Origin of the sequence: Lysinibacillus sp. NPDC056232 (genome assembly GCF_042267565.1) — a bacterium.
Classification (GTDB): Bacteria; Bacillota; Bacilli; order Bacillales_A; family Planococcaceae; genus Lysinibacillus.
This window is the reverse complement of sequence record NZ_JBHJTF010000004.1, coordinates 1-24,390: the sequence shown is the minus strand read 5'-3', so window position 1 is coordinate 24,390 and position 24,390 is coordinate 1. Positions and strand designations below refer to the sequence as shown.

Annotated in this window: 25 protein-coding genes, 1 pseudogene and 1 riboswitch; of the genes and pseudogenes, 3 read left to right on the top strand and 23 right to left on the bottom strand. The window is 34.9% G+C overall.

Going from position 1 to position 24,390, the window contains the following annotated elements:
- Window positions 1-439 precede the first annotated feature (439 nt).
- The 4 genes from ACFCYJ_RS04630 to ACFCYJ_RS04615 form a co-directional block, all read right to left on the bottom strand.
- On the bottom strand, window positions 440-1,816 hold the full coding sequence (locus ACFCYJ_RS04630) for an S-layer homology domain-containing protein (protein WP_376071293.1): 1,377 nt from the start codon (window positions 1,814-1,816) through the stop codon (window positions 440-442).
- 171 nt (window positions 1,817-1,987) lie between these two features.
- Window positions 1,988-2,184: riboswitch (cobalamin riboswitch) on the bottom strand.
- A 294-nt stretch (window positions 2,185-2,478) separates the two neighbouring features.
- Window positions 2,479-3,588 (bottom strand): DUF4179 domain-containing protein, encoded by a 1,110-nt coding sequence (locus tag ACFCYJ_RS04625; protein WP_376071291.1) that lies wholly within the window; start codon window positions 3,586-3,588, stop codon window positions 2,479-2,481.
- Window positions 3,560-4,153, bottom strand: coding sequence for an RNA polymerase sigma factor (locus ACFCYJ_RS04620; RefSeq protein ID WP_376071288.1), 594 nt, complete (start codon window positions 4,151-4,153; stop codon window positions 3,560-3,562). Before ACFCYJ_RS04620 ends, ACFCYJ_RS04625 begins: the two co-directional genes overlap by 29 nt.
- Before the next feature lie 266 nt (window positions 4,154-4,419).
- Window positions 4,420-4,662 carry an IDEAL domain-containing protein gene (locus tag ACFCYJ_RS04615; RefSeq protein ID WP_376071660.1) on the bottom strand — a complete coding sequence of 81 codons (243 nt, stop codon included), beginning with the start codon at window positions 4,660-4,662 and terminating at the stop codon, window positions 4,420-4,422.
- Window positions 4,663-4,886: 224 nt separating this feature from the next.
- Between ACFCYJ_RS04615 and ACFCYJ_RS04610 the strand changes: the two genes are divergently transcribed.
- A complete protein-coding gene (locus ACFCYJ_RS04610; protein WP_376071286.1) occupies window positions 4,887-5,396 on the top strand; it encodes a competence protein ComK in 510 nt (169 codons plus the stop codon).
- A 16-nt stretch (window positions 5,397-5,412) separates the two neighbouring features.
- The gene (locus tag ACFCYJ_RS04605; protein WP_376071283.1) at window positions 5,413-5,550 is read left to right on the top strand and encodes a hypothetical protein; all 138 of its coding nucleotides are present in this window, start codon (window positions 5,413-5,415) and stop codon (window positions 5,548-5,550) included.
- A 52-nt stretch (window positions 5,551-5,602) separates the two neighbouring features.
- On the opposite strand, the gene prfB is transcribed toward ACFCYJ_RS04605, so the two are convergent.
- The 10 genes from prfB to ACFCYJ_RS04555 all read right to left on the bottom strand — a co-directional run bounded on the left by prfB (window position 5,603) and on the right by ACFCYJ_RS04555 (window position 15,472).
- Window positions 5,603-6,707, bottom strand: a protein-coding gene (gene prfB / locus ACFCYJ_RS04600) for a peptide chain release factor 2 (RefSeq protein WP_376071281.1) whose coding sequence is annotated in 2 segments (ribosomal slippage) — window positions 5,603-6,631 and window positions 6,633-6,707 — 1,104 coding nt in all. Because the reading frame shifts where the segments join, the coding sequence is not laid out codon by codon here.
- Between the two features lie 176 nt (window positions 6,708-6,883).
- Complete coding sequence (locus ACFCYJ_RS04595) at window positions 6,884-7,426, bottom strand: competence protein ComK (protein WP_376071279.1); 543 nt, start codon at window positions 7,424-7,426, stop codon at window positions 6,884-6,886.
- A 500-nt stretch (window positions 7,427-7,926) separates the two neighbouring features.
- Window positions 7,927-10,437 (bottom strand): preprotein translocase subunit SecA, encoded by a 2,511-nt coding sequence (gene secA, locus ACFCYJ_RS04590; RefSeq protein WP_376071276.1) that lies wholly within the window; start codon window positions 10,435-10,437, stop codon window positions 7,927-7,929.
- A gap of 140 nt (window positions 10,438-10,577) precedes the next feature.
- On the bottom strand, window positions 10,578-11,129 hold the full coding sequence (gene hpf / locus ACFCYJ_RS04585) for a ribosome hibernation-promoting factor, HPF/YfiA family (RefSeq protein WP_376071274.1): 552 nt from the start codon (window positions 11,127-11,129) through the stop codon (window positions 10,578-10,580).
- Entirely contained in the window at window positions 11,123-11,302 is a 180-nt protein-coding gene (locus tag ACFCYJ_RS04580) for a hypothetical protein (RefSeq protein WP_376071272.1), read from the bottom strand. The genes hpf and ACFCYJ_RS04580 overlap by 7 nt, the downstream gene beginning before the upstream one ends.
- 1 nt (window position 11,303) lies before the next feature.
- A complete protein-coding gene (locus ACFCYJ_RS04575; protein WP_376071270.1) occupies window positions 11,304-11,687 on the bottom strand; it encodes a PilZ domain-containing protein in 384 nt (127 codons plus the stop codon).
- A 346-nt stretch (window positions 11,688-12,033) separates the two neighbouring features.
- On the bottom strand, window positions 12,034-12,444 hold the full coding sequence (fliS, locus tag ACFCYJ_RS04570; protein WP_376071267.1) for a flagellar export chaperone FliS: 411 nt from the start codon (window positions 12,442-12,444) through the stop codon (window positions 12,034-12,036).
- 76 nt (window positions 12,445-12,520) lie between these two features.
- Complete coding sequence (fliT, locus tag ACFCYJ_RS04565; protein ID WP_376071265.1) at window positions 12,521-12,880, bottom strand: flagellar protein FliT; 360 nt, start codon at window positions 12,878-12,880, stop codon at window positions 12,521-12,523.
- A 24-nt stretch (window positions 12,881-12,904) separates the two neighbouring features.
- A complete protein-coding gene (fliD, locus tag ACFCYJ_RS04560; RefSeq protein WP_376071262.1) occupies window positions 12,905-15,067 on the bottom strand; it encodes a flagellar filament capping protein FliD in 2,163 nt (720 codons plus the stop codon).
- Between the two features lie 24 nt (window positions 15,068-15,091).
- The gene (locus tag ACFCYJ_RS04555; protein ID WP_376071259.1) at window positions 15,092-15,472 is read right to left on the bottom strand and encodes a flagellar protein FlaG; all 381 of its coding nucleotides are present in this window, start codon (window positions 15,470-15,472) and stop codon (window positions 15,092-15,094) included.
- Between the two features lie 156 nt (window positions 15,473-15,628).
- Here ACFCYJ_RS04555 and ACFCYJ_RS04550 point away from each other — a divergent pair, with 156 nt between their 5' ends.
- Window positions 15,629-15,757, top strand: coding sequence for a hypothetical protein (locus tag ACFCYJ_RS04550; RefSeq protein WP_376071256.1), 129 nt, complete (start codon window positions 15,629-15,631; stop codon window positions 15,755-15,757).
- 739 nt (window positions 15,758-16,496) lie between these two features.
- Here ACFCYJ_RS04550 and ACFCYJ_RS04545 read toward each other — a convergent pair.
- The 9 genes and pseudogenes from ACFCYJ_RS04545 to ACFCYJ_RS04505 all read right to left on the bottom strand — a co-directional run.
- Window positions 16,497-17,669, bottom strand: a complete 1,173-nt coding sequence (locus ACFCYJ_RS04545; protein ID WP_376071253.1) for an acyl-CoA reductase — start codon at window positions 17,667-17,669, stop codon at window positions 16,497-16,499.
- Window positions 17,666-18,727, bottom strand: a complete 1,062-nt coding sequence (locus tag ACFCYJ_RS04540) for a LuxE/PaaK family acyltransferase (protein WP_376071251.1) — start codon at window positions 18,725-18,727, stop codon at window positions 17,666-17,668. Before ACFCYJ_RS04540 ends, ACFCYJ_RS04545 begins: the two co-directional genes overlap by 4 nt.
- Window positions 18,724-20,058, bottom strand: coding sequence for an AMP-binding protein (locus ACFCYJ_RS04535; RefSeq protein ID WP_376071249.1), 1,335 nt, complete (start codon window positions 20,056-20,058; stop codon window positions 18,724-18,726). The genes ACFCYJ_RS04540 and ACFCYJ_RS04535 overlap by 4 nt, the downstream gene beginning before the upstream one ends.
- A 53-nt stretch (window positions 20,059-20,111) precedes the next feature.
- Window positions 20,112-21,086, bottom strand: coding sequence for a transketolase family protein (locus ACFCYJ_RS04530; RefSeq protein WP_376071246.1), 975 nt, complete (start codon window positions 21,084-21,086; stop codon window positions 20,112-20,114).
- A gap of 2 nt (window positions 21,087-21,088) precedes the next feature.
- A complete protein-coding gene (locus ACFCYJ_RS04525; protein WP_376071244.1) occupies window positions 21,089-21,910 on the bottom strand; it encodes a transketolase in 822 nt (273 codons plus the stop codon).
- Window positions 21,903-22,598, bottom strand: a pseudogene (locus ACFCYJ_RS04520) (SDR family NAD(P)-dependent oxidoreductase). Before ACFCYJ_RS04520 ends, ACFCYJ_RS04525 begins: the two are co-directional and overlap by 8 nt.
- A gap of 77 nt (window positions 22,599-22,675) precedes the next feature.
- Window positions 22,676-22,912, bottom strand: a complete 237-nt coding sequence (locus ACFCYJ_RS04515) for an acyl carrier protein (RefSeq protein ID WP_376071242.1) — start codon at window positions 22,910-22,912, stop codon at window positions 22,676-22,678.
- Window positions 22,912-23,937, bottom strand: coding sequence for a hypothetical protein (locus ACFCYJ_RS04510; RefSeq protein WP_376071239.1), 1,026 nt, complete (start codon window positions 23,935-23,937; stop codon window positions 22,912-22,914). Before ACFCYJ_RS04510 ends, ACFCYJ_RS04515 begins: the two co-directional genes overlap by 1 nt.
- Window positions 23,938-23,999: 62 nt before the next feature.
- The coding region (locus ACFCYJ_RS04505; RefSeq protein WP_376071236.1) for a polysaccharide deacetylase family protein at window positions 24,000-24,390 on the bottom strand (391 nt) is incomplete at its 5' end.

Sequence of the window (24,390 nt, the reverse complement as noted above, 5' to 3'; positions counted from 1 at the left end):
ACCTATCTATAAATAGATTACCCTTTCCAAATGTTAACTAATCGGGATGAGATGATGTAAATTGAACTTAGCACAAATTTCACTGTTTGGTGATGAATTGCTCGTCAGGTTCAGGTCTATTAAAGGGTTATGCAGGCGGAGTCTAGGGAGATTGAATCTAAGGGGGAGAAATGTGCTCAGGTAGACCGAAGAATTGATCGGGTGGCTTGGAGATATGATCAGCTTGAATGAAAAACTGCTCGGGTTACCAGTAGAACTGATCAGCTTGGATCTCACCACCTATAGGGATGGGAGAATTTTTAACTGAATCGGAGTCACAGCAGAAAGTAACAGAGTAAGTACTATGATAAACATCGATAATTTTTTCTCATTTGAACAACCTCCATTCTCTAAAAAGGGACTAACCCAAATGCGTTGAGCGTTTGGGTTAGTAAAGAAATTACATGATGCCTGCGATATTTAACGTACGTTTTAAAATTTTCGCAGTTTGCCCACGAGTAATTGAAGAAGTAGGATCAAAGGAACCATCTTGCATACCTGACATAATATCAAGACTATTTAATAGCTTAATATAAGGGAGGTATTCAGAGCTAATATTGTTAGCGTCCTTAAAGTTAATCTCTCCACCAGCTTTCACATCCGCATTTAAATATTCTAAAGTGCGTGCCATCAATGCGGCCGCTTGCTGACGTGTAATTGGTACCTCTGGGTTAAATGTTGAAGCAGTTGAACCTTTTGTAATACCCGCCTCGTACAGAGCTTGAATTTCTGTCGCATACCATTTACCTTTTGTATCGTCAAATGGATTTTCACCTGTTGCTTGTAAACCAAGTGCGCGACTAACTAATTCTGCAAATTGCGCACGAGTAATTGATATATTCGCTTCGAATGTCTCTGATGTAGTTCCTTGAATAACGTGTCGACTCGCCAAAAATTCTATTTCTTCTTTGTATGCTAAATAATGTTCAGTGTCCTTATATGTTACTGTACTTTCTTTTAAAACGAAGGTACCACTTGTTTTTGTGAATAGGACAATTTCACCGTTCACAATTTTATGTGGAACAGGTTTGTATTCGCCACCAACAAGTTGTAAAACGACTGTATTTGATTTTAATTCGTTAGCTGGTAATGTCACTTTTAAATATTCTTTATCTATAGAAATTGACTTTGATTTACCATCAGCATTCTCAATTTCGAATGTGACAGTGAATTGTTTATTTTTAGCATCTTTCGTTACGGATGCCTTTAATTGTTCTTTTTCAGTAAGCTTAATGCCACTAAAAATTGAAGTAGGTACTTCTATTTTGAAGTTCTTTTCACTTTGAATAACAAAATTTTTAATGTTCTTTTCAAGATATTTTTGAATACTTTCTGATGTAATAATTGCTTTATTACTACCATTTTCAATAGTAAATACTTTCGCATCAATGTCTTCTTGAATTGCATGTTCATCTGCTAATAGTTGTTGTGCAGATACGATTACATTTGTATACACATCTTGTTCAGTTTGAGTTACCCAGTAATCAGCAGGGTCTATATCTTTTCCATCATCACTTACTTTTACGGGTGCTTTGTTTTGCTCTGCCTTCTCAATTGCCGTTTGTAATGATGATTTATCAATTACTACTTCTTCATCTGTATTACTCGTGATTTCTGGGAAGACGCTAGCTTCTTCACCATTAGATTTAATAGGGGAGCTAGATTCTAACTCACTAGTTTCAATTTGCTGCGTATCTGCTAGAGCAGCAGGCGACAATAGCGAAAATGATAAGATAAAGACAATCGCTATATTCAACCATTTCTTATAAACGTCCATTTCTCTCCTCCTGACCTTGTTATAGTGAATATATTTGCAATTAACTCGGAAAATAAAAAAGATGCTTGTCCAATAAAAGGGAGAGCATCTAAGGAAAACAGAAAAAGGCCAAAAAACACAATTTGCCTGTCCATCTATTTGCCGTAAGTTCTCCTAGCTTCCGAAGAGAGTTAATACGATGGAATAAAGGCAGGTCTCCTGACTCGTGTATCCTATTCAGAACCTTTCCATCTACTGGAGGCATTTTTCCTCGTTTGACAGTAGTAATTTCTGTAGTCATCTACACTTACAGTTGCGGAAACAGTTGCGGATTTGCACCGAATTCCCTATTAAGCTCCTAAAAGAGCACCTTTATTCTGCATTTTGCTATTCACATAATGCTAAATTTAGCATATTTTTCTTTTTTCAAAATAGTTCAACAAAAAAGAGAATATTTCTAGGTTTTACTTGTCAAAAAAGATATTAAACATAATATCTTCATTGAAGCTACTTATATTGTAATAAATTGGTATTGTCAGTGTATTAGTTGCAAGGCGGGAGTCGGCTCGAGGGAAAGCTTTTAAATCTAATAGGGATCCACATGATATTTACACTTTCAAAGTAAATATTTTGAAATACTAAAAAGTAGAGAAAGTGAGACAAACCTCACTTTCTCTACTTTTTTATTTTTGGGAGTTAATCGGTAGTGTAACCTCTAGCTCAGGAATATATTGAATCTTCGGGTCACCATTTTCATTCATTTGATATACCCACATTTCTTTTTCATCAAAGAGATGTATATACGGCTTAAGGGTTATTGTTTTGGGAATAGATTCAAATGGTTGGAATCTACGATCAGAAATATGAATGTTTCCATTTGTAGCATTCCAACCATCTCCGCCAATCAATTTAAGTTTATGGCCTTGATCATCAAAAATATCTACACCCATCGTTAGTAAAGGTAGTGTGAAAATTGAGTTGTCAGTCAAAACGACTCGTGTAGTTAATCCTGTCGTTATTGGTGTAAATTCGACTTTTTCAACACTAAAATGAATGTTTTTGTATTCTCGACTTACATTAGGTTGTAAAGTCAGATAGTTTTCGATTTTATTCACAGGAATATCAATTTTGAAAGGATCCTGTATACCAGCTATTGTAGCCGATACTGTTAAATCAAACTGCTCTGGGAAAGGACTTCCTCCCTGATTTCTCAGATCAGAAAGCTCAATAATAGCAGAATCATTATCTTTACCTGGTTTCATAACAATTCCAATAGATTTAACAGGAGCATCATTAATTAGCAATTCGATATTATTGATACGTTCCATTAACGTTTCCTTCTCATCTTCTTTATGAAGGCGTTCAATACCTATTGAAACACGTGCACCGTCATACACTACTTCTGATACATTTAATGTAAAATCATCATGAGTAACAATTGTATTCAGTTTAGTTGAGAGTCCCTTTTCATCAGCAATTTGCAGACCAAGATCACCAGCAAGTTTGAAAATAGATGAAAGTACAGGAACTTGTTTGATCGTCGCAGCCATCGTTGGTGAAATTAAGCTAGTGACAAATACAAGGCTAAAAATGATTGCTGCCGAGGCTACTATCATCATCACTCTTTGACGGATTTTCTTAGGGGTTCTAGAACTTTCTGACTGCTTTGTATAACGACTGCTTTCATATTTGTTCATTGTACGATTAACTAAATCAATTTCCATTGGGGTTTCTCGGATTAATCTTTCTAACTGATTTAACTCTTTATCCTCCTGTTTTGAACGAGTGCTCATAAATTTCCCCTCCTAACTTATTCTTCTTCATCAATTTTTTACGTAATCGTTCATATTTTTTTCGAACAGTCGTCGGTTTAAGTTCCATAATAGAAGCGATTTCGTCGAAGCTATATTCCTCTATCGATCGAAGTAGCAGAATCCTTCTTTCGTCCACATTTAACTGTTCTAACAACTCATGAATGATATCGTCATATTGAAATTCTTGTTCCTGCGTGTGATTGTGCGCATGATCTTTCTTAAAACCTGTCCAAAATTTATAGCCTTTATTTTTCTTTTTTATTAAATCAATACAGTGATGATGAGCAATTTTATAAAGCCATGCTGAGAAGGAAACAGTATAAGAAAAATTATTAATATTCTCTAAGCCCTTTATAAAAATATCTTGTGTAGCATCCTCAGCTTCTTCTTTGTTTCCTAAAAGATAATAGCAGTAAATATAGATTGGTTTTTGAAAACAACGAATTATTTCTGTATAGGCATGAATATCACCTGTTTGAACTTGTTCCACGATAGATTTTATATCTAAATTGGCATTTTCCTTGGATTTATTCGGTACAGTCAAATGTCTCCCCTCCTTTCTAACCTATATAACTGAAATTAATGGGGATTTGTGACACTATAAAAAAATTTTGGAGAAAAATTTTAAAAGAAGAGACACAACTTAGGACACTTTACTTCTATAACGGTGTATACATAAATCTTTTTTCTACAAAAGAGACCAGGTACTTGCTCTACATTCCTAACGAATTCGAGGGTTCCTATCACCAATCTCGCAAAAAAATAGCAAAAAAATCCCACCCTCCAATAACAGAGAGCGGGCTCGTCATATTATTCAGTTGTATCTTGGTGTAAAGTTACTAGTTCGTTTGCGTATAGATGAAATGCGTTTTCATCTTTGTCATCGAGTGCTCTATCTATCAGAACCATGAGCTGCTCTTCACGATGCTTACGCTGGATATGATTTAAAAATAAATCTAAATAAATCTCGTTTAATAATTTCTCTGCCTCATCAACTTTCTTTGTCTGACCAACGGCTTTTAGAAAATCTGTATACGAATAATATTTATCCAACGATCTCACCTCGATCCTTTTCTAAATTATAAGAAAATTGAAATTAAAATGCAATGTTTAAGAACTGAAAATCATTTCGATTTACTATTATTCTCGTGCTATTTTAAGCAATTTTTCTAAGCAATTGCTTGAAATAGCACGGACCTCCTTCGTTTATCTATATTTTCTGAATTTAATTTTGTGTTTTACACTTCAAGAATAAATAGAAAAGGAGGCTTACATAGATGTCAGCAAACTACGTCAATGGATATTTACTTTCTTTTAACACCTATTTACTTCAACCAGTTCAGTACGACTCTAAAATTTTCACTCGGGTAATTGATAAGCATAATGAACTGATCGTCACACGGAAGCCAATGCATATATTACGAAAATCTTGTATTTCACTAGGAACAACCTATGAAGCAGCAAAACATTCCGCCAAACGCTTCTTCGGCAATCAGCATAAGCTTCCAATCGTTGTTGCTTATGATTATGGTTATCCGTGTATTTTTCTACCAATCTATTCGCCAAACTCTATCCACAACATCTGGATTGGACTTCACGCCATTTCGAATATTGTACCTAGTAAAACGGGCTGTATCGTCACACTGAAAAACGATAAACAGATTGAATTACCCATTCAATATGCTTCGATGAGCAAGCAATTTGTCAATGCATCGATGTTATATAAACATTACATGAATGAGCGCAAGCAGATTAGTCAGGACACCCCGAATCACCCACCTTTTTAAAGCAATCAATTTCGCCTTGGCGTACGTCATTGCGTTCGGAGGCTTTAGACCAACAGATGTTTTTTGCGCGAAAGCGAAGCGGCAGCGGCAAATGTCTTTTGTGCAAAAACGTAGTGCTAACGCAGCTGCAGAGGTTGAATCTTCTACTAAGTGAAGAAAAAACCCCCTCAAAAGCACAATTTTACTGTGCCTCTGAGGGGACTTCATTACCCGATTTTTGAACGTAAGTATGCATTAATGAATGGATCTAAATCGCCATCCATCACCGCTCCTACATTACCTGTTTCTTCATTTGTACGATGATCCTTCACCATTGAATAAGGATGGAATACGTATGAACGAATTTGTGAACCCCAGCCGATTTCCTTCTGTTCACCACGGATTTCATCTAGCTGTTCTTGCTGTTTTTCAATCTCTAATTGATAAAGCTTCCCTTTTAACATCGTCATGGCTTTTTCACGGTTTTTAATTTGTGAACGTTCTGCCTGACATTGTACGACAGTACCAGTTGGAGTATGCGTAATACGAACAGCTGAATCTGTCGTATTAATATGCTGACCACCTGCTCCTGTTGCACGATACGTATCAATTTTTAAATCTTCTGTGCGAATATCAATTTCAATATTATCATCGAATTCAGGCATAACATCACAAGATACGAATGATGTATGACGACGACCCGAAGAGTCAAAAGGTGAAATACGTACTAATCGATGGACACCTTTTTCTGCTTGTAAATAGCCGTAAGCATTATGACCCTTAATAGACAATGTTACAGATTTAATACCTGCCTCGTCACCAGGAAGATAATCAACTGTTTCCACTTTAAAGCCACGTTTTTCCGCCCAGCGTGTGTACATACGAAGTAGCATTGATCCCCAATCCTGAGATTCCGTCCCACCTGCTCCTGGGTGCAACTCTAAAATCGCATTGTTTTGATCATACGGGCCACTTAATAGTAATTGCAGCTCAAAATCGCCCATTTTTTGCTGGAATTCTGCTAATTCATTGCCTAGCTCCTCTTGCAATTCTTCATCAGGCTCTTCTTGTAATAGCTCTAGCGTCATATCTAGGTTCTCGTGTGTTTCCACTAAATCTTTATATTCATTAACAATTGCCTTTAAGCCATTGCCCTCATTAATGATTACCTGCGCCCCTTGCTGGTCATCCCAGAAGCCTGGCTCAAGCATCATTTCATCTAATTCCTGCATACGTGCCTCTTTGTTTTCTAAGTCAAAGAGACCCCCTAAAGTCCGCCAATTTTTTGGCTGAAGTGTCTAACGCGTTACGTACATCTGCTAATTCAATCATTGTTAAATCCTCCGAACGTTTTTAATGGGGCACTTTTATAACAACCATTCTGTTTTTTAAAAGCATTAAGAAATGATTTTAAAATACTTCTACCACTTCTTTGAAACCCCGTATCTCTTTATTATAACGTTTTTACGAAGGAAAACATACTTTTTTACGACATCGTTTGTTTTGTTTCAATCATTTTGAATTTCTTCGTCAAAGATCACGTTGTTCGTCATTCGCTGGAATACTCTACCTTGATCATATTGAACTAGTAACTTCGTTCGTTTCTCCAGTTTATATTTTAGTAAATACGCTCTTTGAATTCTGTATTCAAATGATCTGAAACTTAGATCCACCTCAATTTCATAGCCGTTCATAAAAAATACTTTTGTATTCTTTTTATCCATAGCTTGATAGTCCTGGATATGATGGACAGCAAACCATTGACATTCAGGTCGTATATAAGACTTACTTGGAAACCATACAATATTACTTCGTTCATGAACAACTATTGGATTTTTATTCAGCTTTCCTAGTATCATTCTCGAGCCATCGAAAGCCCCTCTTAAGCTTGAACCAAAATATCGGAGATTATAATCCATTAATTTTGTCGGCGCTAATTTTGAAATATATTCGTTATCTCTTTCAATTACGCGCGTGCACAAGTTTCCCAAGGCATCATACTCCGGCTTATACAGCATCGTTTCGCTACTCATAATGTCAGCACATTGCATTATTAACCCTCCTTTATTTTTTCTAGTAAAGAGGAGTATACTAATGAATATATTGGTATACTCCAATGTATTTCCTCGAGAAGGTCTTCCCATGACTACAGTTCTCGAGGATTTTTATCTCCGCATATCAATCACCCCCTCCGCTCCCCATTTTGAAACTTTCAGACTATTGCTTCACATTCATAATAAATCAGAAAAAAGTTATAATCATTACCCTTTTTATTGAACTATTTACCTATTGTTGTAGTATTATATATCTTTTTCTGAATTTTCTAATATACTTACAAACTCTATAGCAAAGTATAAATGGTCAAACCTTTTCTCGTTGTCTGCTCTCAGGCATTGTGAAGTGCAATGTGCTTAGGAAAAGGCTCCTCCCTTTCATCGACTAACTAACATCAAAATTTTCAGTAAGGAGATCGGACGTGAAGATATCCTCAAACATAGAAAAAAGACCATCTTAACTTATCGTTAAGATGATCTTTTTCGTCATCATACACTTATTGAGCTGCACCATGGCAGTTTTTAAATTTCTTACCGCTTCCACATGGACATAAATCATTACGTCCGACATTTTCAGCTTTACGGGCAGGTTGTTTTTTCGGAGCTGAACCGCCATCCTCTTTCGGATTAACAGCTTGACCTTTTGCAACTTCCTCACGCTCTAAATTATTATGGATTTCTGCTTTCATCGCATATTTTGCTACATCTTCGCGAATAGAAGCAACCATATCTTCAAACATAGCAAAGCCTTCTTGTTGATACTCACGAAGCGGGTCATTTTGACCATATGCACGAAGATGGATACCTTGACGTAACTGATCCATAGCATCAATATGATCAATCCACTTCGTATCAATTGAACGTAATAAGATAACCTTTTCAAATTCACGCATACGCTCTGATGTCAGCTGTTCTTCTTTTTCATCATAACGTACTTGGACAGCGTTCGAAATTAGTTGGTTAATCTCTTCTGCAGATTTACCTTGGAAATCTTCCACCTTCAGAACGCCTTCATCTAATAGGTTTGCTGCGACAAAGTCATCAATCGCTTTTAAGTTCCAATCTTTTTGCTCACCTTGCGTATACACTGCGACAATGTTATCGATTGTTTCTTGAATCATCGACTCAACAAGCACACGCATATTATCAGTTTCTAATACGTCGTAACGCTCTTGATAAATAATCTCACGTTGCTGACGTAGCACATCATCATATTGTAATAAACGTTTACGAGCATCGAAGTTATTACCTTCAACACGTTTTTGAGCTGATTCTACTGCTCTTGAAACAACTTTAGATTGTAATGGCTGTGAATCATCCATCCCTAATTTCATCATCATGTTTTTCATATTATCAGAGCCAAAACGACGCATTAATTCATCTTCTAGTGACAGATAGAATTGAGTAACCCCTGGGTTCCCTTGACGACCAGAACGACCACGCAGCTGATTATCGATACGACGAGATTCATGACGCTCCGTACCAATTACCGCTAAACCGCCAATCTCCATTACACCTTCTCCAGGCTTAATGTCTGTACCACGTCCAGCCATGTTCGTAGCGATTGTTACGGCACCCTTCGTACCAGCATTCGCAATAATTTCTGCTTCACGCTCATGGTTTTTCGCATTTAAGACGTTATGTGGGATTTTATGTTTATTCAATAAATCCGAAATAATTTCAGATGTTTCAATAGCAACCGTACCAACAAGAACTGGTTGTCCAGCTTTATGGCGCTCTGCAATATCTGCCGCCACCGCTTTATATTTTCCTTCCATCGAAGCAAAAATTAAGTCAGGACGGTCATCACGAGCAATCGGCTTATTCGTTGGAATCGCCACAACACTCATATTATAAATATTACGGAATTCCTCTTCCTCTGTTTTCGCTGTACCTGTCATACCCGAAAGCTTTTGATACATACGGAAGTAGTTTTGGAACGTAATTGTCGCCATCGTCATCGATTCATTTTGAATCTCTACACCCTCTTTGGCCTCGATCGCCTGATGCAGCCCATCTGAGTAACGACGACCTTTCATTAAACGACCTGTAAAGCCGTCAACAATAATGATTTCGCCCTCTTGCACAACATAATCAACATCATTATGCATACTTACATGTGCCTTTAACGATTGGTTAATCGCGTGGTTTAAACGTACATGTGTTAAATCAAATAGGTTATCAATGCCAAATGCTTTCTCTGCCTTTTCAACACCAGCATCTGTCAATGTAACACCCTTTGTCGACTCTTCATATGTGTAATCCGTTTCCGCACTTAACATACGAACAAACGCATTAGACTGTTTATAAAGCTGCGCTGATTTCCCAGCCTGCCCCGAAATAATTAATGGCGTACGCGCTTCATCAATTAAAATCGAGTCAACCTCATCGATGACCGCAAAATGTAGCGGACGTTGTACACGTTCCTCTTTATAAAGCACCATATTATCACGTAAATAGTCAAAGCCTAGCTCATTGTTTGTACCATACGTAATATCAGCTTCATAGGCTGCACGTTTTTCTTCTTTTGACAGGCTGTTCAAATTTAAACCAACCGTTAAGCCTAAGAAATTATACAGATGTCCCATTTCCTCAGCATCACGACCTGCTAAATATTCATTGACTGTCACAACATGTACGCCTTTACCAGTAATGGCATTCAAGTAAACAGCCATCGTAGCCGTTAACGTTTTACCTTCACCAGTTTTCATTTCCGCAATATTACCTTCATCTAATGCCGCAGCACCCATAATTTGTACACGGAATGGGTACATCTCTAACACACGCTTTGACCCTTCACGACATACCGCAAAAGCTTCCGCACGAATCGACTCTAAAGGCTCTCCGTCGGCAAAGCGTTTTTTAAATTCTTCTGTTTTCGCTTGTAATTGATCATCTGAAAGCTGTTCCATTTGAGAAGCGAATCCCTCAACCTGGTCAGCGATTTTTTCTAATTTTTTTAGTTCACGTTTATTGAAATCAAATAATTTATTTAATAGGTTTACCATGAATTTTTTCACTTCCTATATAGTCTCAACTTTCATTTTACCATTGTATAACAGATTCATGCAAACAGAGTCCCTAGGCTAAAAAGCAAGCTCATAAAAAAAGCTCCCGCTATGGCGAGAGCCCTTGTGCATATTAAAGTTTAGGTTGTTTCAATTAAGCCGTATTTACCGTCTTTACGTTTATAGACAATATTTGTGCCGTTTGATTCTGCATCTGTAAAGATATAGAAATCATGCCCTAGCATATTCATTTGTAAAACAGCTTCTTCTTGATCCATCGGTTTTAAATCAAATTGCTTTGTACGAACAATTGAATATTCATCTTCCTCTGTTACTGCATCAGCTGCTGCTTGAGAAGTAGCAAAATAAAGGCCTGTACCTTCACGCTCACGGAATTTACGGTTTACCTTTGTTTTATGCTTACGGATTTGACGTTCTAATTTATCAACGATTAAGTCAATCGCAGCATACATATCAGTATGACGCTCTTCTGCACGAAGAGTTAAGTTCTTCATTGGAATTGTAACTTCCACTTTAGTTTGCTTGTCATTATAAACCTTTAAATTTACGTTAGCGTTGGCGTTAACATCTTCGTTAAAATAGCGTTCAACTTTCTCGATTTTGTTCTCAACATACTCTCGAATAGCTGGAGTTACCTCAATATTTTCACCGCGAATGTTAAAGTTTAACATGTAAACTCCTCCTTTATAACTGCTATACTTACTATTTCTACACAAGTGTGCGAAATTCCTCTAAAATAATTCTTTTTTTCACAAAAAAAATTTTTTCCTGCATGAGCAGTGTCAGCGAAAGCAAAAAAGTTAGGTGAGGGATCAACAAAATCCCTCCACTGATGAATTTTCACTTTATGAATGAATACTATTTAGTTTTGCCTCATCTGCTTCTTTTCTTCGGCGCAACTTCAACTCTTCAATAATCAAATCTTCAACCGATTCTTGATCATTGAAATTCACTCCATACTGCTTGCCATTACCAAAAGGACGGCTCCAAATGACTTCACCATAAGCTCGTACCTCTCTTGTATCCAGAATAAAGCGTAAATCCAAAGGACGAGGATTGACACCTAAATCCACCTCAGTAAACATTTTTAAACCTCGTGGACTAATATCAAGCAAATCAGCCATTGCCGTCTGCTCTTGATTGACTCTACCATCCTCATATATGGCAAAAGTCATTTTAACAGGCTCATCGAATTTAAATCGAAAGCCTTCTTGGCGCTTAAATATCATCTTCCCACCTCAATACTATTCTAAACATCTATTTTCCTTGATTATGACACGATGCATGTTTTACATCTAGAGGGAATAAGTAACATATTTTACTGATTAAAGACCTATTTCATGACTAAAATCAAGTATGCCTCGGCATACTTGCGTCCGGAATCGGCTTTGTGCTTGCACAAAGAACTCCTTTCCGATTCCGTGACATCCGCCGGAGGCTTAAACTACTTTCAGCGGGTGTTTGGAGACCCGCTGATAATAGTTAAACGGTTCCCTTTTGTAATGATAAAAATGCCGCGTCTCGTTTTTTTCGCAAAGAAAAGAGACCATCATAAATCGATGGCCTCTATGTTGTCTAAATTTGTCCAGCGTTTCCCTGACCGAATTGCTGCTGTCGATTGATGCGAATAACTTCCTTCCATGTATCACGGAATTCCGTCACTAGTCCCTCAACTTCTTCAATAATAGCGACATCATTTTGAATGTTTGCCTCGACTAAACGACGATTGATATATTCATAAAGGGCAAACATATTTTTTGACACTTCGATATCCATATTCAAAGTCGCCATCAGCTCACTAATAATTGCTTGTGCTTTTATAAGATTTGTATTTTTTTCTTGGATATTCTTTTCTTGAATGGCTAGTTTAGCCTTGTGCAAGAACTTCAAGCATCCATTATAAAGCATTAACGTCAGCTCACCAGGGGAAGCAGTGGTAACACTATTTTGTTTATACGCGTTTTGTGCTGTTAGATTTGCTGCCAATAAAGGACAACTCCTTTGAAAGGTTACTTATTTACTAGTTTAAACCATCTTATGAAGAAAAGCGAATAGATAATTATTAATTCTTTTTGTCATAATACATCCCATCCATCACACGAACATTCGAGTAAGGATTGTAGTATTGTTCTTCACTCTTTTTCGTTTTCTGTAGATTTGCCATATCCTGCTTTACGGCGTCCATGACAGTAGCCAATCGTTCTTTTATCCCATTATCTAATTCAAGCAAAGTACGATGAATGCGATTCTGTTCGTCGAATTGAAAGCCCTCTTGTTTTAAACCTTCAATAATCGATCCACGCTTGTCTAACATACTGTTGATGTTGTCAATGTATTCGTCGCGATCTTCACCTTTTGGAATGTCGCCCAAAAGCTTAAATAAATTAGCTGACACCTGTAATAGTTGATCTATTAGTTGCATAATTTTCTCCTACCTTGCTAATTACTAACCTTGTCCGCCAAATTGAGATAAATAACCTGATTGGGAATTTGCTTTATTAATCGCTTGCTCCATAGCTGTAAATTGTTTCCAATAACGTTTTTCAATCATTTCTAGCTTCGCTTTCCAGACGTCAATCCGTTTATTAGTATCAATTAAATTTTTACCTAATGAATATTGATTATCAGTATGAGTCGCCTTCCCAGCCTTTGTTTCAATACCCTTCATTGTCGAATCAACCGCAGCTTTCAAGCGTTGAGCTATACCACGACTATCTACAGTTTTACCATCTGCATCCTTTGAAACTGATCCAGTTTGTGTAAATAAAGAAACTACTTGATCTGAATCCTTTTCAATAGCAGCACGTAATTTTTCTTCATTAATAACAAGTTTTCCCCCATCACTAACGGATGAAGATGTAGTTATGCCTAGCTCAGACAAAGCATCAATTGTACTATCGTCTAAGCCTGCTACGTTACCTAAAAATGACATACGCATATTGGCCAAGCCATCACGAATAATAGAGTCACTACGTAATAAACCACTCTTAGCCTTTTCTTCCCAAAGCTTTATTTCGTTCTCAGACATCCCTTCTTTTTGTTCATCAGTAAGAGGCGGATAATCACGATACTTTGTTTCCTTGACTTGCGAATTTAAATCTGCAATTAAACCATTATATGTGTCAACAAATTCTTTGATTTTATTAAAAATATTCTCAGTATCTGTAGATGAACTCACAGAAATAGATGAACCGGAAGGAATATCACCTTTTAAAGTTACTGAATATCCTGAAATATTAAATGCATTTGTAGCACTTTCTAAATCCACACCATTTACTTGCAATGTTGCATTTGAACCAGATTGTGAAACTGCTGTGTCTAAGCCTAATTTACTCATCAATTTAGGATCCGTATTGATTAATTCGATATCACCTTTTCCAGTGGCATTCGAAGAAAGTGAAATCTTCCCATCACTACTGATAATAGCTGTAGCACCTGCACTACTTAACTTTTTCATAAATGAATCAACTGTATCCGTATCACTGTAAGTGATATTAGTAATCTTTGTTTCTCCATTAGCTGATGGTGTAGAAATCGTAAACGAGCCGGATGTTAAGCCTAACTCACCTAAGCGCGTATCTTTAGAGCCTTGAACAGGGCCATTAATTAAAGCTGTATTTGATGTAAAGCCTCTTTCAGTAATAGTACCTGAACCAGTTAATGCAGTTGCATTCGTTAAATCTAAAACATCATTTTCCGATTTTGTTTTAAATGAAAATTTACCTGTGGCTGTATCAAAACTTGCATCCAGCCCTTCTAATTTTAAATCATTAATGACCATATTAATGCTTTTAGTTGGATCGATCGATATTGTTTTACCGTTTAGCTTTATATCAATTGGCGAATTTCCAATATTCAGAGCTTCACTTAATGTGTCGCTACCTTTTGCTAATCTGCTTGGTTCCATCCATGCTGTTTTAGATGTAAAAGTACCTGAAGTTTCTGAGATATCCATACCATATGCTGTTAGTGCTGTATTAGTATTAGGATCATCAAATGTAATCGTGTCATCTTTGCCCTTTGTTTTAAAAGTAAACTGACCTTTTGCCCCATCAAAGGACGCGGATAATCCCGCACTGTTTAAATCTGCCACAATGTCTTTAATACTTTTTGTCGTATCAATAGTAATCGTTTCTTCCTCAGTTACACCATCTTTTACCTTATTCAGTTTAAATGTTAATGTCGAAGGAGTAGCAGTGCCATTTACAGCTGTCATCGCATCCTGTAAAGAATCATTAGCAGAAACAATTCGTTTAGATGTGGTAGAAATGCTGTCACTTGCTGTAATTCTTGCTGAAGTAGCTGCTGTTCCACCTGTAATATTTAAACTACCCGCCGCACCTGAACTTGCAATAACATCTATTTTTGACGGGTCAGAAACAGATACATTTTTTTTACCCATTCCGCTTGATACACGGAAATTATCAAACAAGTAATTACTATATGTGTTTAATTTGGTATTTATCGAACGATATGCATCTCGTTGCCATTCATATGTTGTTTTCTTTTGATATAATTTATTTAATGGTGCCTTTTCTGCAGACATTAATTTTTTTACTAACTCGTCAATGTCCATTCCCGAGGCTAATCCGCCAACTCTCATTACCATAATAAAGCCCTCCTAAATTCCCAACTATATTTTTTCATCTACAACCATACCTACTAATTTTTGCATTTCATAAAAAGCATCTAATAATTTCTTTGGTGGAATTTCTTTTACTACTTCATCAGTTTGAGTATCTACCACCTGAACAAAATAACGATCTAAACCGTTATGTAAAACAAATTTAGAAGCACTATGGTTTATGTGTAAAAATTCATTTATTGCGTCAACTGCCTGTTGCAATTTTTCTTTCGAAATTTGTTCTTCACTATTAACTGATGATTTTTCTATAGCTTGTTGATCTACAGACTGAACTGCTATAGACGACTTATCATAAATCATAGATTCAGTAAGTTTGGACTTACTGTGTGACTTATTGACTGATTCAGTCGATTGAGCTGAAATACGCATTATTCTACCTCCTAAACATTTCATATTCTTATAACTATTATCGGAAGTTATTAGGAATGTTTCACTTTTTATAGTAAACTACTTCTAAAATTAGATTCATAATAAAGAAAGCTCCTACTAGTTCAGAGATATATCGATTCGCCTGAACCAAAAAATATGAAAAAAAAAACACCTTTCGTTGAAAAACGGGTATTTTACCTTACAAAAATCATCATAGAGTTTTTTTGGGGAGAAAGAATGAGTTATCCAGTAGAAGCTAAAATAAAAGCAGTTGAAATGAAATAGCAAGAATTCCTATAAAATAAGTATTACAAGAGTTAATTTCCATAATTATTAAAAACAATGAAATGGTACAAGAATTACGAATTACTCGTCTTAAACATACAATATACTTTTTGGGAAGGATCTGACTAAAAAGTAAAACCACTCAGTTACAAGTTGAAAATCATTATTTAATGTAGCAGATTGAAGTTTTAAAAAAGTACACAGAGTTTGAGAGGAAGTTGTCCCGAAAGTCATTAGTACAACTAGCTGAAGAGTTAAAAGAAATCATGTCAATTGTTGAAATCTGCCACACTAGGGGGTAGCTCACTCGTCACATTACAATTGGAATGAAATAGAAATAATCACAGTCATAAGAATAATCTTCGTGACCAACAGATTGGCGACGAGCAAGCTACAAATACAGATACGGCAATCTAAAAATCACAGAATTATTCACGGTCATTAGCGAGTAAACTGTGAAGTCGTGTGATACAAAAATATGGCTGACAATTTGTAAAGAAACGTAAACGTACAACGTAACCAATCTATATCGTTTCCTAACTTATTAGAACGTTATTTTACGGTAAATACATAATAGTAAAATATCCGGGAACCTTTAGTTCTTATAAGACGTTTAATGCATTTGTATAGGATAGTTTTTATATGTTCTCCTTTGCCCACTCTCCTTCCATTGTTAAGGTTCCAACTTATAATGATACATAATCACTAAGTCGTTATTTTACTTTGTTAACATTCTCTCTTATATTAGATTAATAATTCTAGTAAATGAAGTCAAAAAACTTTGTCCATCCCAAATTCCATCAAAATCTAAAGCCATTCCAATTGGTACAATACGATCAATACCCCTACACGAAATTGAATCAATTAATTCTATGAAATGTTCTTCTTCAAATCCAAAATACGCTATTGTTTGATCTTTATCCCGTATTATTTTAGCTAAGTCTACTAAATTTTCTATTTCGTATTCATAGAACATTCCACCACCACAATGCATCTCACGTACATTCATTGGCATATCCTTTAACTGCACACGTGAGAAATAAATAGTTGATTCAATTTTACCTACATAATGTTCTGTTGCTAACTGCATACTTGTCGTATATTTTAATATTTGTGTTGCTGCCATTAACTCATGTTGTTTAGTTTGAATCTTTTGTTTAAACGCAATCCAAAAATCTTCTACCTTCTCCCCAACCCAAACAACAAGTCTTGGAGAAGAACATGCCATTTGATCAAACCAAAACACATCATTGTAAAATTTTTCCAATAAAGTATCTAGCTCTTGGTTATTTAGTTTTGATACTTTATCGCCATTCAATACTGATAATGAAAAACGGTCTGCAAAGCTTAGCTCATTGGCAAGAGGGGCTAGAGGAACTTTTCGAATTGCTCTAATTGTCTCATCTCCGCCCCAAATAACTCGTGTATGACAAGAGTTACTAATCATTTCTGTTGCATTGTCTTCATGACCATATGTACAAATAATTGTTTGGGCAGCAACTTTTTCAAAATTTGGTAGCTCTTCTAAAATCACCTGCAATACTTCGTTCACTTCTACTTTACTTGAAACACGTATAATATTTCGATTGCCTGCAAGAAGTGACAGCATCCATGAATAAACAAAAATCGTATCCACATTGGAAGGGGCAATATGAAATGCCGTTCCTCTTGCACGAACAATTTTACTCTCTGTTGATACCTCAAACTCTGATTGCATTTGTTTAATATTCGCTTTTCGTAGCCAGTAACCTAAAGCAACTACTTCTGGTAAGTGACGCATACGAACAAACCGTTTCGATAAGCTTTGTATAAAAGCAATTACTTCATTAGCAAAAGGGGGATTAATCTTTTGATTATTTAAAGAACTCAATGATTCTTCAAAACTTACATTACTCGGCCAAAATAACTTCATAATTGTGCACCTCCTTGAAACGTATCACTACATCCACGCAACTCTGCTTTTGGGATACGTCCTGCTACACTAAAATATTTTCCTTTCCAACCACAAGGACAATCATCTATACCGTGAATTGTCCCTAAATCTTCAGTCAGTAAAGAATGACCTGGATAGCTTTTTGGTAACTCACTCATCACTTGTATGAGCCCTTGTTCCCCATTTATTAACGGTTCAAATGTAATTGGATCTCTAATAATGACATCCGCAAAGCTCGGTGTATGTAAGAACCCTTCACTACATTCTACAAAAATCGAGCCAACTTGTTCCACCATACCATAATAATTATGAACTTCACTAATACCTAACTGTTCATATAACAATCTATTAAACGTCCGTACGTCAACAGCTTCATCTTTTAGCTTTTTCCATCCACCACCATGAATTAAAATACTATCTCCAAAATCAAATTTTAACCCCTGTGCTAATGTTGCTTTATATACATACTGCCATACCATATACGTAAAACCAAATAGCAAAACTTTTTGTCCCGCATACTCTTTTAAATATGCTTGCAAACCTTCGACATCCAAACTCATATCATCGTGTAATGCATAAAAATGCTTACGACCAAAATTTGAGAACCCTAATATCCCGGCACCTCGCGCACTATACGACTTACGGTCCTTTAATACTGACTTAGTATCTAAAATAACCATCGGTAAACGTTTGCAACCTATCACTGGCTTCATTACTTCCACTAATGTTTTAGTTTGTGAAACAGATGTTTTTTTATCTAAATATATTTTGGATACTTGCTGTCCTGTTGTTCCGCTTGATGTCAGAACCTTTATGACATCCTCTTTTGGAATTGATTTTAAATCTAGTAACTTAAATAATTGTACTGGTAAAAATGGTACTTCATTAAGCTCCTTTGCTACGAGTAGTGAATTACCTTTTTTTAGCATATCCTTATATTCTTGGCAATTTTCAAAATGCCACTTGGTTAAGGCGTTTAATTTTTCTAAAAGCTGCTGTGATTTTTCTTCTTTTTCTAAATGATAAGGGGAAATCATAAACACAGCTCCTTTAACTTCATATAATCAATTTTCTCATTAGCCAAACGTGGAAGTTCCTTTAAAATCTTCACTTTATACGCAGTATGATGTAGTTTATAATACTGTTCAATACTCTCTTTCACCTTCTCTATAAGCTTCACTGACTCCAAGACCACAATTAGTTTATTATCATCGCCAGTACATGCAATAGGTACATGAATAACAGTCTCTAACCTTTTCTCAACTTCATCCAAATTAATTCGTAATCCAAATAACTTGATGAAACGTTTTAAGCGCCCTGTAATTGTAAAGTAACCATCAGAGTCAACTGTTGCAATATCTCCTGTGTTTAGTATTCCATCCATCTCATCTGCTTTAGCCAAGTCTTCTAAACATTCTGCATAACCCATCATGACATTTGCACCTTTATAAATTAATTCACTAGTCTCTGAATCAAGTGATAATTCTCCTCCCGGAATCGAAATACCAATAGAACCAATTTTATCAAGCAAACAATCATGAGGAATATACGACATACGTGGAGATGCCTCTGTTTGTCCGTACATAACAAAGAATCGCTTATCGTTTTGCTGTGCATATTCCCCAAATGCTTTTACAAGTTTTTCATTTAATCGCCCACCAGCCTGTGTCATTGTTTTTAAGTGTGGCAACTCCATTTTCATAAAACCAATACGTTGCAACATTTGATATGTAAAAGGTACTCCTGCAAGTGAAGTTGCTTCTTGTTCACGTACTAACTGCCAAAATGACTTTTCCATAATGCTTTCTTCGGTTAAAATTAGAGTTGCTCCTGCTAATAAATGACTATTGACAATCGACAACCCATATGAATATGACATAGGTAAATTCATAATCGCACGCTCATGTTGATCAATCCCTAAATACTGGATAATAGACTTAGCATTGGCTTGAACATTCATATAAGAAAGACGTACAAATTTTTTGCTTCCCGTCGTACCTGAAGTGCTTAGTAGGACTGCTAAATCGGAATGAATAGTATATTCATAAAATTCATCTCTCGTTAATAACGAGCCTTTTAACTCATAACCTTCAAATTCCGTAATACCAACTATCCACTTCGGTTTATATTGTTCAACAATGTTATGTAATAATTCCCTATTTATATCATTTGTCAATAACATCACAGCATGACCACTATTAATTGCCGAAATATAGGCGGATAAAATTTCTATGTTATTTCGGCATAATATCATTATTAATTCTTTTCTCTTACTAAAAAAATCAATGTACAACAAGTCATTGTATTTAAAAGTTTGATTTTGCATAATGGCTATAATATTATTTTTACCAAATTTTAAAAAATTCATTAAATCTCTCCCTTTAATTAAACAAGAGTGAATTTTATTACAACATCTAAATTTTATTGTAGTTTGTTTAACATGCTTTTTACCTTTTTAGCAATAGCATTAGCTGTAAGCCCGTAATATTCTAGCATTTCTTCATAAATTCCAGCCTTACTATAATCACTAGGCAGACCTATCATTAATTGTGGAGGCTTTTGTAAATTTAGTGAAAGTACTTCAGAAATAACACTACCTAACCCACCTGATGTCAAATGCTCTTCAATAGTAACAATTAATTTTTTCCCAGTAACAGCCTGCTGTATCCCATGTTCATCAATTGGTCTAATTGTATGAATATTTATTACCTCAGTATTAATGTTTTCACTTTCTAAAATTTCTGCAGCTTTTAATGCTTCATCAATAATCGAACCTGTTGCAAAAAAAACAATATCTTTTCCTTTCTTTAATTGAACTGCTTTACCTATCTCAAAAGTATAATCTTCTTTATAAACAATCGGTGCAGGTGCTCCGCTAGTTAAACGTATATATACTGGATGAAGATAGTTATCTAATGCCTCTATTACTTTCACTAACTCAAAAGAATCTGCTGGTGAAATAATTATGATATTCGGAATAGCACGCATAACTGCAATATCTTCAAAACTACAATGCATATTTCCGATCATTCCTAAAACAACACCACTTGATAATCCAACCATCCTAACGGGGTATTTCATTTCGCCAATATTGACTCTTATTTGTTCTAGACATCTCAATGTTTGAAATGGTGCATAAGTTGTTGTATACACATCAAAACCTTCACTCGCTAACCCAGCTGCTATACCAATCATATTTTGTTCTGCTATCCCTACATCAATAAATTGATTTGAGAACTGTTTTCGAAAACGATCCAATCCTGCTGGAATTGAAACATCTGCTGTTAACACTATTAAATCTTCATTCTCTTTCGCCTTTTCTAACATTATCATTCCAAAAGTTCCACGCTGTCCTAAACGTGCTAACATTTTTGGATTCATTAGGGTTTTGTTCATTTCTATTCCACCTGCTCTTCCATTGCTTCATTAAATAACTTATCCGTTAAAACAGCATGATGCCATTCAATACTATGTTCCATAAATGAAACACCTTTACCTTTAACGGTATTGGCAATAATCGCAATTGGTTTAGTACTTTTAACTTTAAATATCTCTACTAATTTTTCAATATCATGTCCATCAACTATTAATACATCCCAACCCATTTTTTCTAATATTTCTTCGATATTCTCCATTTTTAAAATATCTACTGTATTACCTCCTAGTTGAACTCCATTTCTATCGATAATAATCGTTAAATTTTCCAAAGAAAAATGAGGGGCTGATAAAAAAGATTCCCAAACAGAGCCCTCATTAGCCTCACCATCTCCCAATAAAACATATACTCTATTCGAAAGTTGCTTCTTTTTCAAACCTAATGCCACTCCAATACCTAACGAGAGCCCCATTCCTAAACTACCACTAGTAAATTCAATACCTTTTTTCCTATTTAAAACAGGATGTCCTAAAAAATCACTTCCTGTTTTCATAAAACTCTCTAAATCTTCTTTAGTAATTATATTTTTTTCATATAAAGCACTATAATATGCTAATACCCCATGCTCTTTACTAAGAATAAATCTATCTCTAGCATCATCCATTAAATTATCTTTGGAAATATTCATTACATCACCGTATAACACAGCTAATATTTCAATAATGGACAATCCTGGACCTAAATGGGCAGCGTTTTTCCCAGAAGCATGAGCTAATTTTAGGGCATTAATTCTCATATTATTTGCTCTATTTCTCAATTCATCAATTACTTTAACATCAACCATTAAAGATCCCTCCATCTACACGTAGTATTTGTCCAGTTAAATAAGAAGATAATTCGGAAGCTAAAAATAAAACACAATTAGCTATTTCTTCTGGTTTACCCAACCTTCCTAAAGATGTATTTTTTTTCATTTCATTAAGGAAATCCTGATTAGTTATAGCCTTTTCAATCATTTCCGTTTCTGTAAAACCTGGTGAAATTGCATTTACCCTAATATTAGAAGATCCTAATTCATATGCTAAGGACTTAGTGAATGAATTAATAGCAGCTTTGCTTGCAGAATAAGTTACCATTCCCTTATAGTTATCTTCAGCTGCTACTGATGAAATATTTATAATTGATGGTGCATGGCTTTTCCTCATTAATTTAATAATATATTGGGTAAAAAGAAATGGGCCAAAAAAATTCACCTCCATTTTTCTATTTAAGGTCTCTAATGATGTCATTTGAAAGATTGTGTCTCCTGCTATCCCTGCATTATTAACCAAGATATCTATAGTTGGTGAAATTATTTTAATTTTCTTTATTGCGTTTTTTAACTCAACCTCATTGCTAATGTCAAAATAGACAGGTATTATTTTAACACCTGTCTCATCTTGTATATTTTATAAATAGCTTTCAAATTCTAGTGAGTTTTCTCGTACACATGCAATTATTTTTTTTGCTCCTTGGTAAGCAAAAACAGTCATAATTGCTTTGCCAATTCCTCTATTACATCCTGTGATAATAGCTGTTTTATCTTTTAAAAGCAATATCCTATCTCCTTTTAAATTTCTACATTATATTTCTTTAAAATTTCTTTTCCAATAGTATATGAACTAAATTCAATTACATCTTCTGTCTCTAACATTATTTCAAAAACATCTTCAAGTTCCGCTATCATAGCCATATGACCCACTGAATCCCATTCTTCTATAGAATTATAAATCAAATTACTATTTAAAGAATTTTCATCGATATTAAAACATTCCATAAAAACATTATTGTATTTTTTTAAATTCATTAAGAATCACTACCTTTTTTCTGTAATATATTTGGACGATCTTGATCAGCATCACCTTTAAATGCATAAAAGTCCTTATCATCATTGGTATTGTAATGTATTTCTATATTTTGTTGTAAGAAAGGTTCAAAATAATTTGGTATAATATTTGTATCATTTTCCATCCTTTTAATGAAACCCATATCTTTTAATATGTCATCATTAATTCCTTTACAATAAAAATCTATGTATTCAAAATTATTTCCTTCTAATTTTTTTTGTAAATAATTACCGATCCCCCTTAAATCTTCTACTTCCCCTATAAAATCAATAATTCTCAATACTTTCGAATCCCCCATATGTTGCTCTCTTAATATAACTATAGAACGATAGCCTATTGTATCCCTACTTATACCGTATACTTTATATTTATTCACAGGATGATTATAGTATCTGTTTAGAATATAATCCTTATCTTTAAATGGTTTCATATTAACATTGACAAAATATTTTTTTATAAATTCTTCTTTTGATTCAATAAGTTTTAGTTCTCCATTATGTTCTTGGGAAATTTCAATTATCCTTTTTTCTTTTATATTAGCAATTTTATAATTTATTTTATCAGCTAATCGATAATAATGATCTAATTTCCCAGTACTTTCACGTAGTGCCTTGAATATTCGAATGGCTGTTTCAGGATTAGAACCTACCCCAGCAAAAATTCTACACTTTGTTGTCTTTCGAATATGCTTCATCATTGCAACTCCTAAAGATGGATAATCACTAGGAATTACCTTCCACATAGAACCCCATAAATCTGAGATATCTGAACTGTTATTTGATTTAATATAACCTAAAATACCATAAAGCTTTTTATCTGTTTGATCCTCTGCTATACAAAACCGTACTTCCTTACCAAATACATGATAATAGTCAAATAACTCAGGATATCTTACAAAGACATGATTCTTGTTCCAATGTTCTTCTATAAACTTCAAAATAATGTCTTTATCTTCTAGTGTAGCGCTTCTTATAAGTATTTCCATATATTAATTCACCTCAATAATAAGTATACTTGACTCTACAACTAATCATAAATTGCTGATACTTAGAGTAAAAGTTTCTCAACTTGATTACAATCTATTCGATTTATCCAAAATGTGTCTTTATTGGCGTTAAATTTAGTTCCAATAGTTGTGAATCCTCGTTTAAAACCATTATCTTTTAATATTGGTTCTAATTCGATCAACATTTCCCTATAATTTATACCACCCCCAAATGCAGGAGTATAATAATATGGAGTAAATCCCAACTGATTTTTAAAATAATCAATACATGGGGAAATTTCTTGCTTAAAAAATACATCTGCTGGTCCTTTATAAGGAAAATGATTAACGCAATGAACTCCTAACTCCATTCCAGAATCTTTCATCTCTAATAATTCATTCTTGGAAATATAAAAACTATTTATAAATTTAATTAAAGAACCATACTTATTC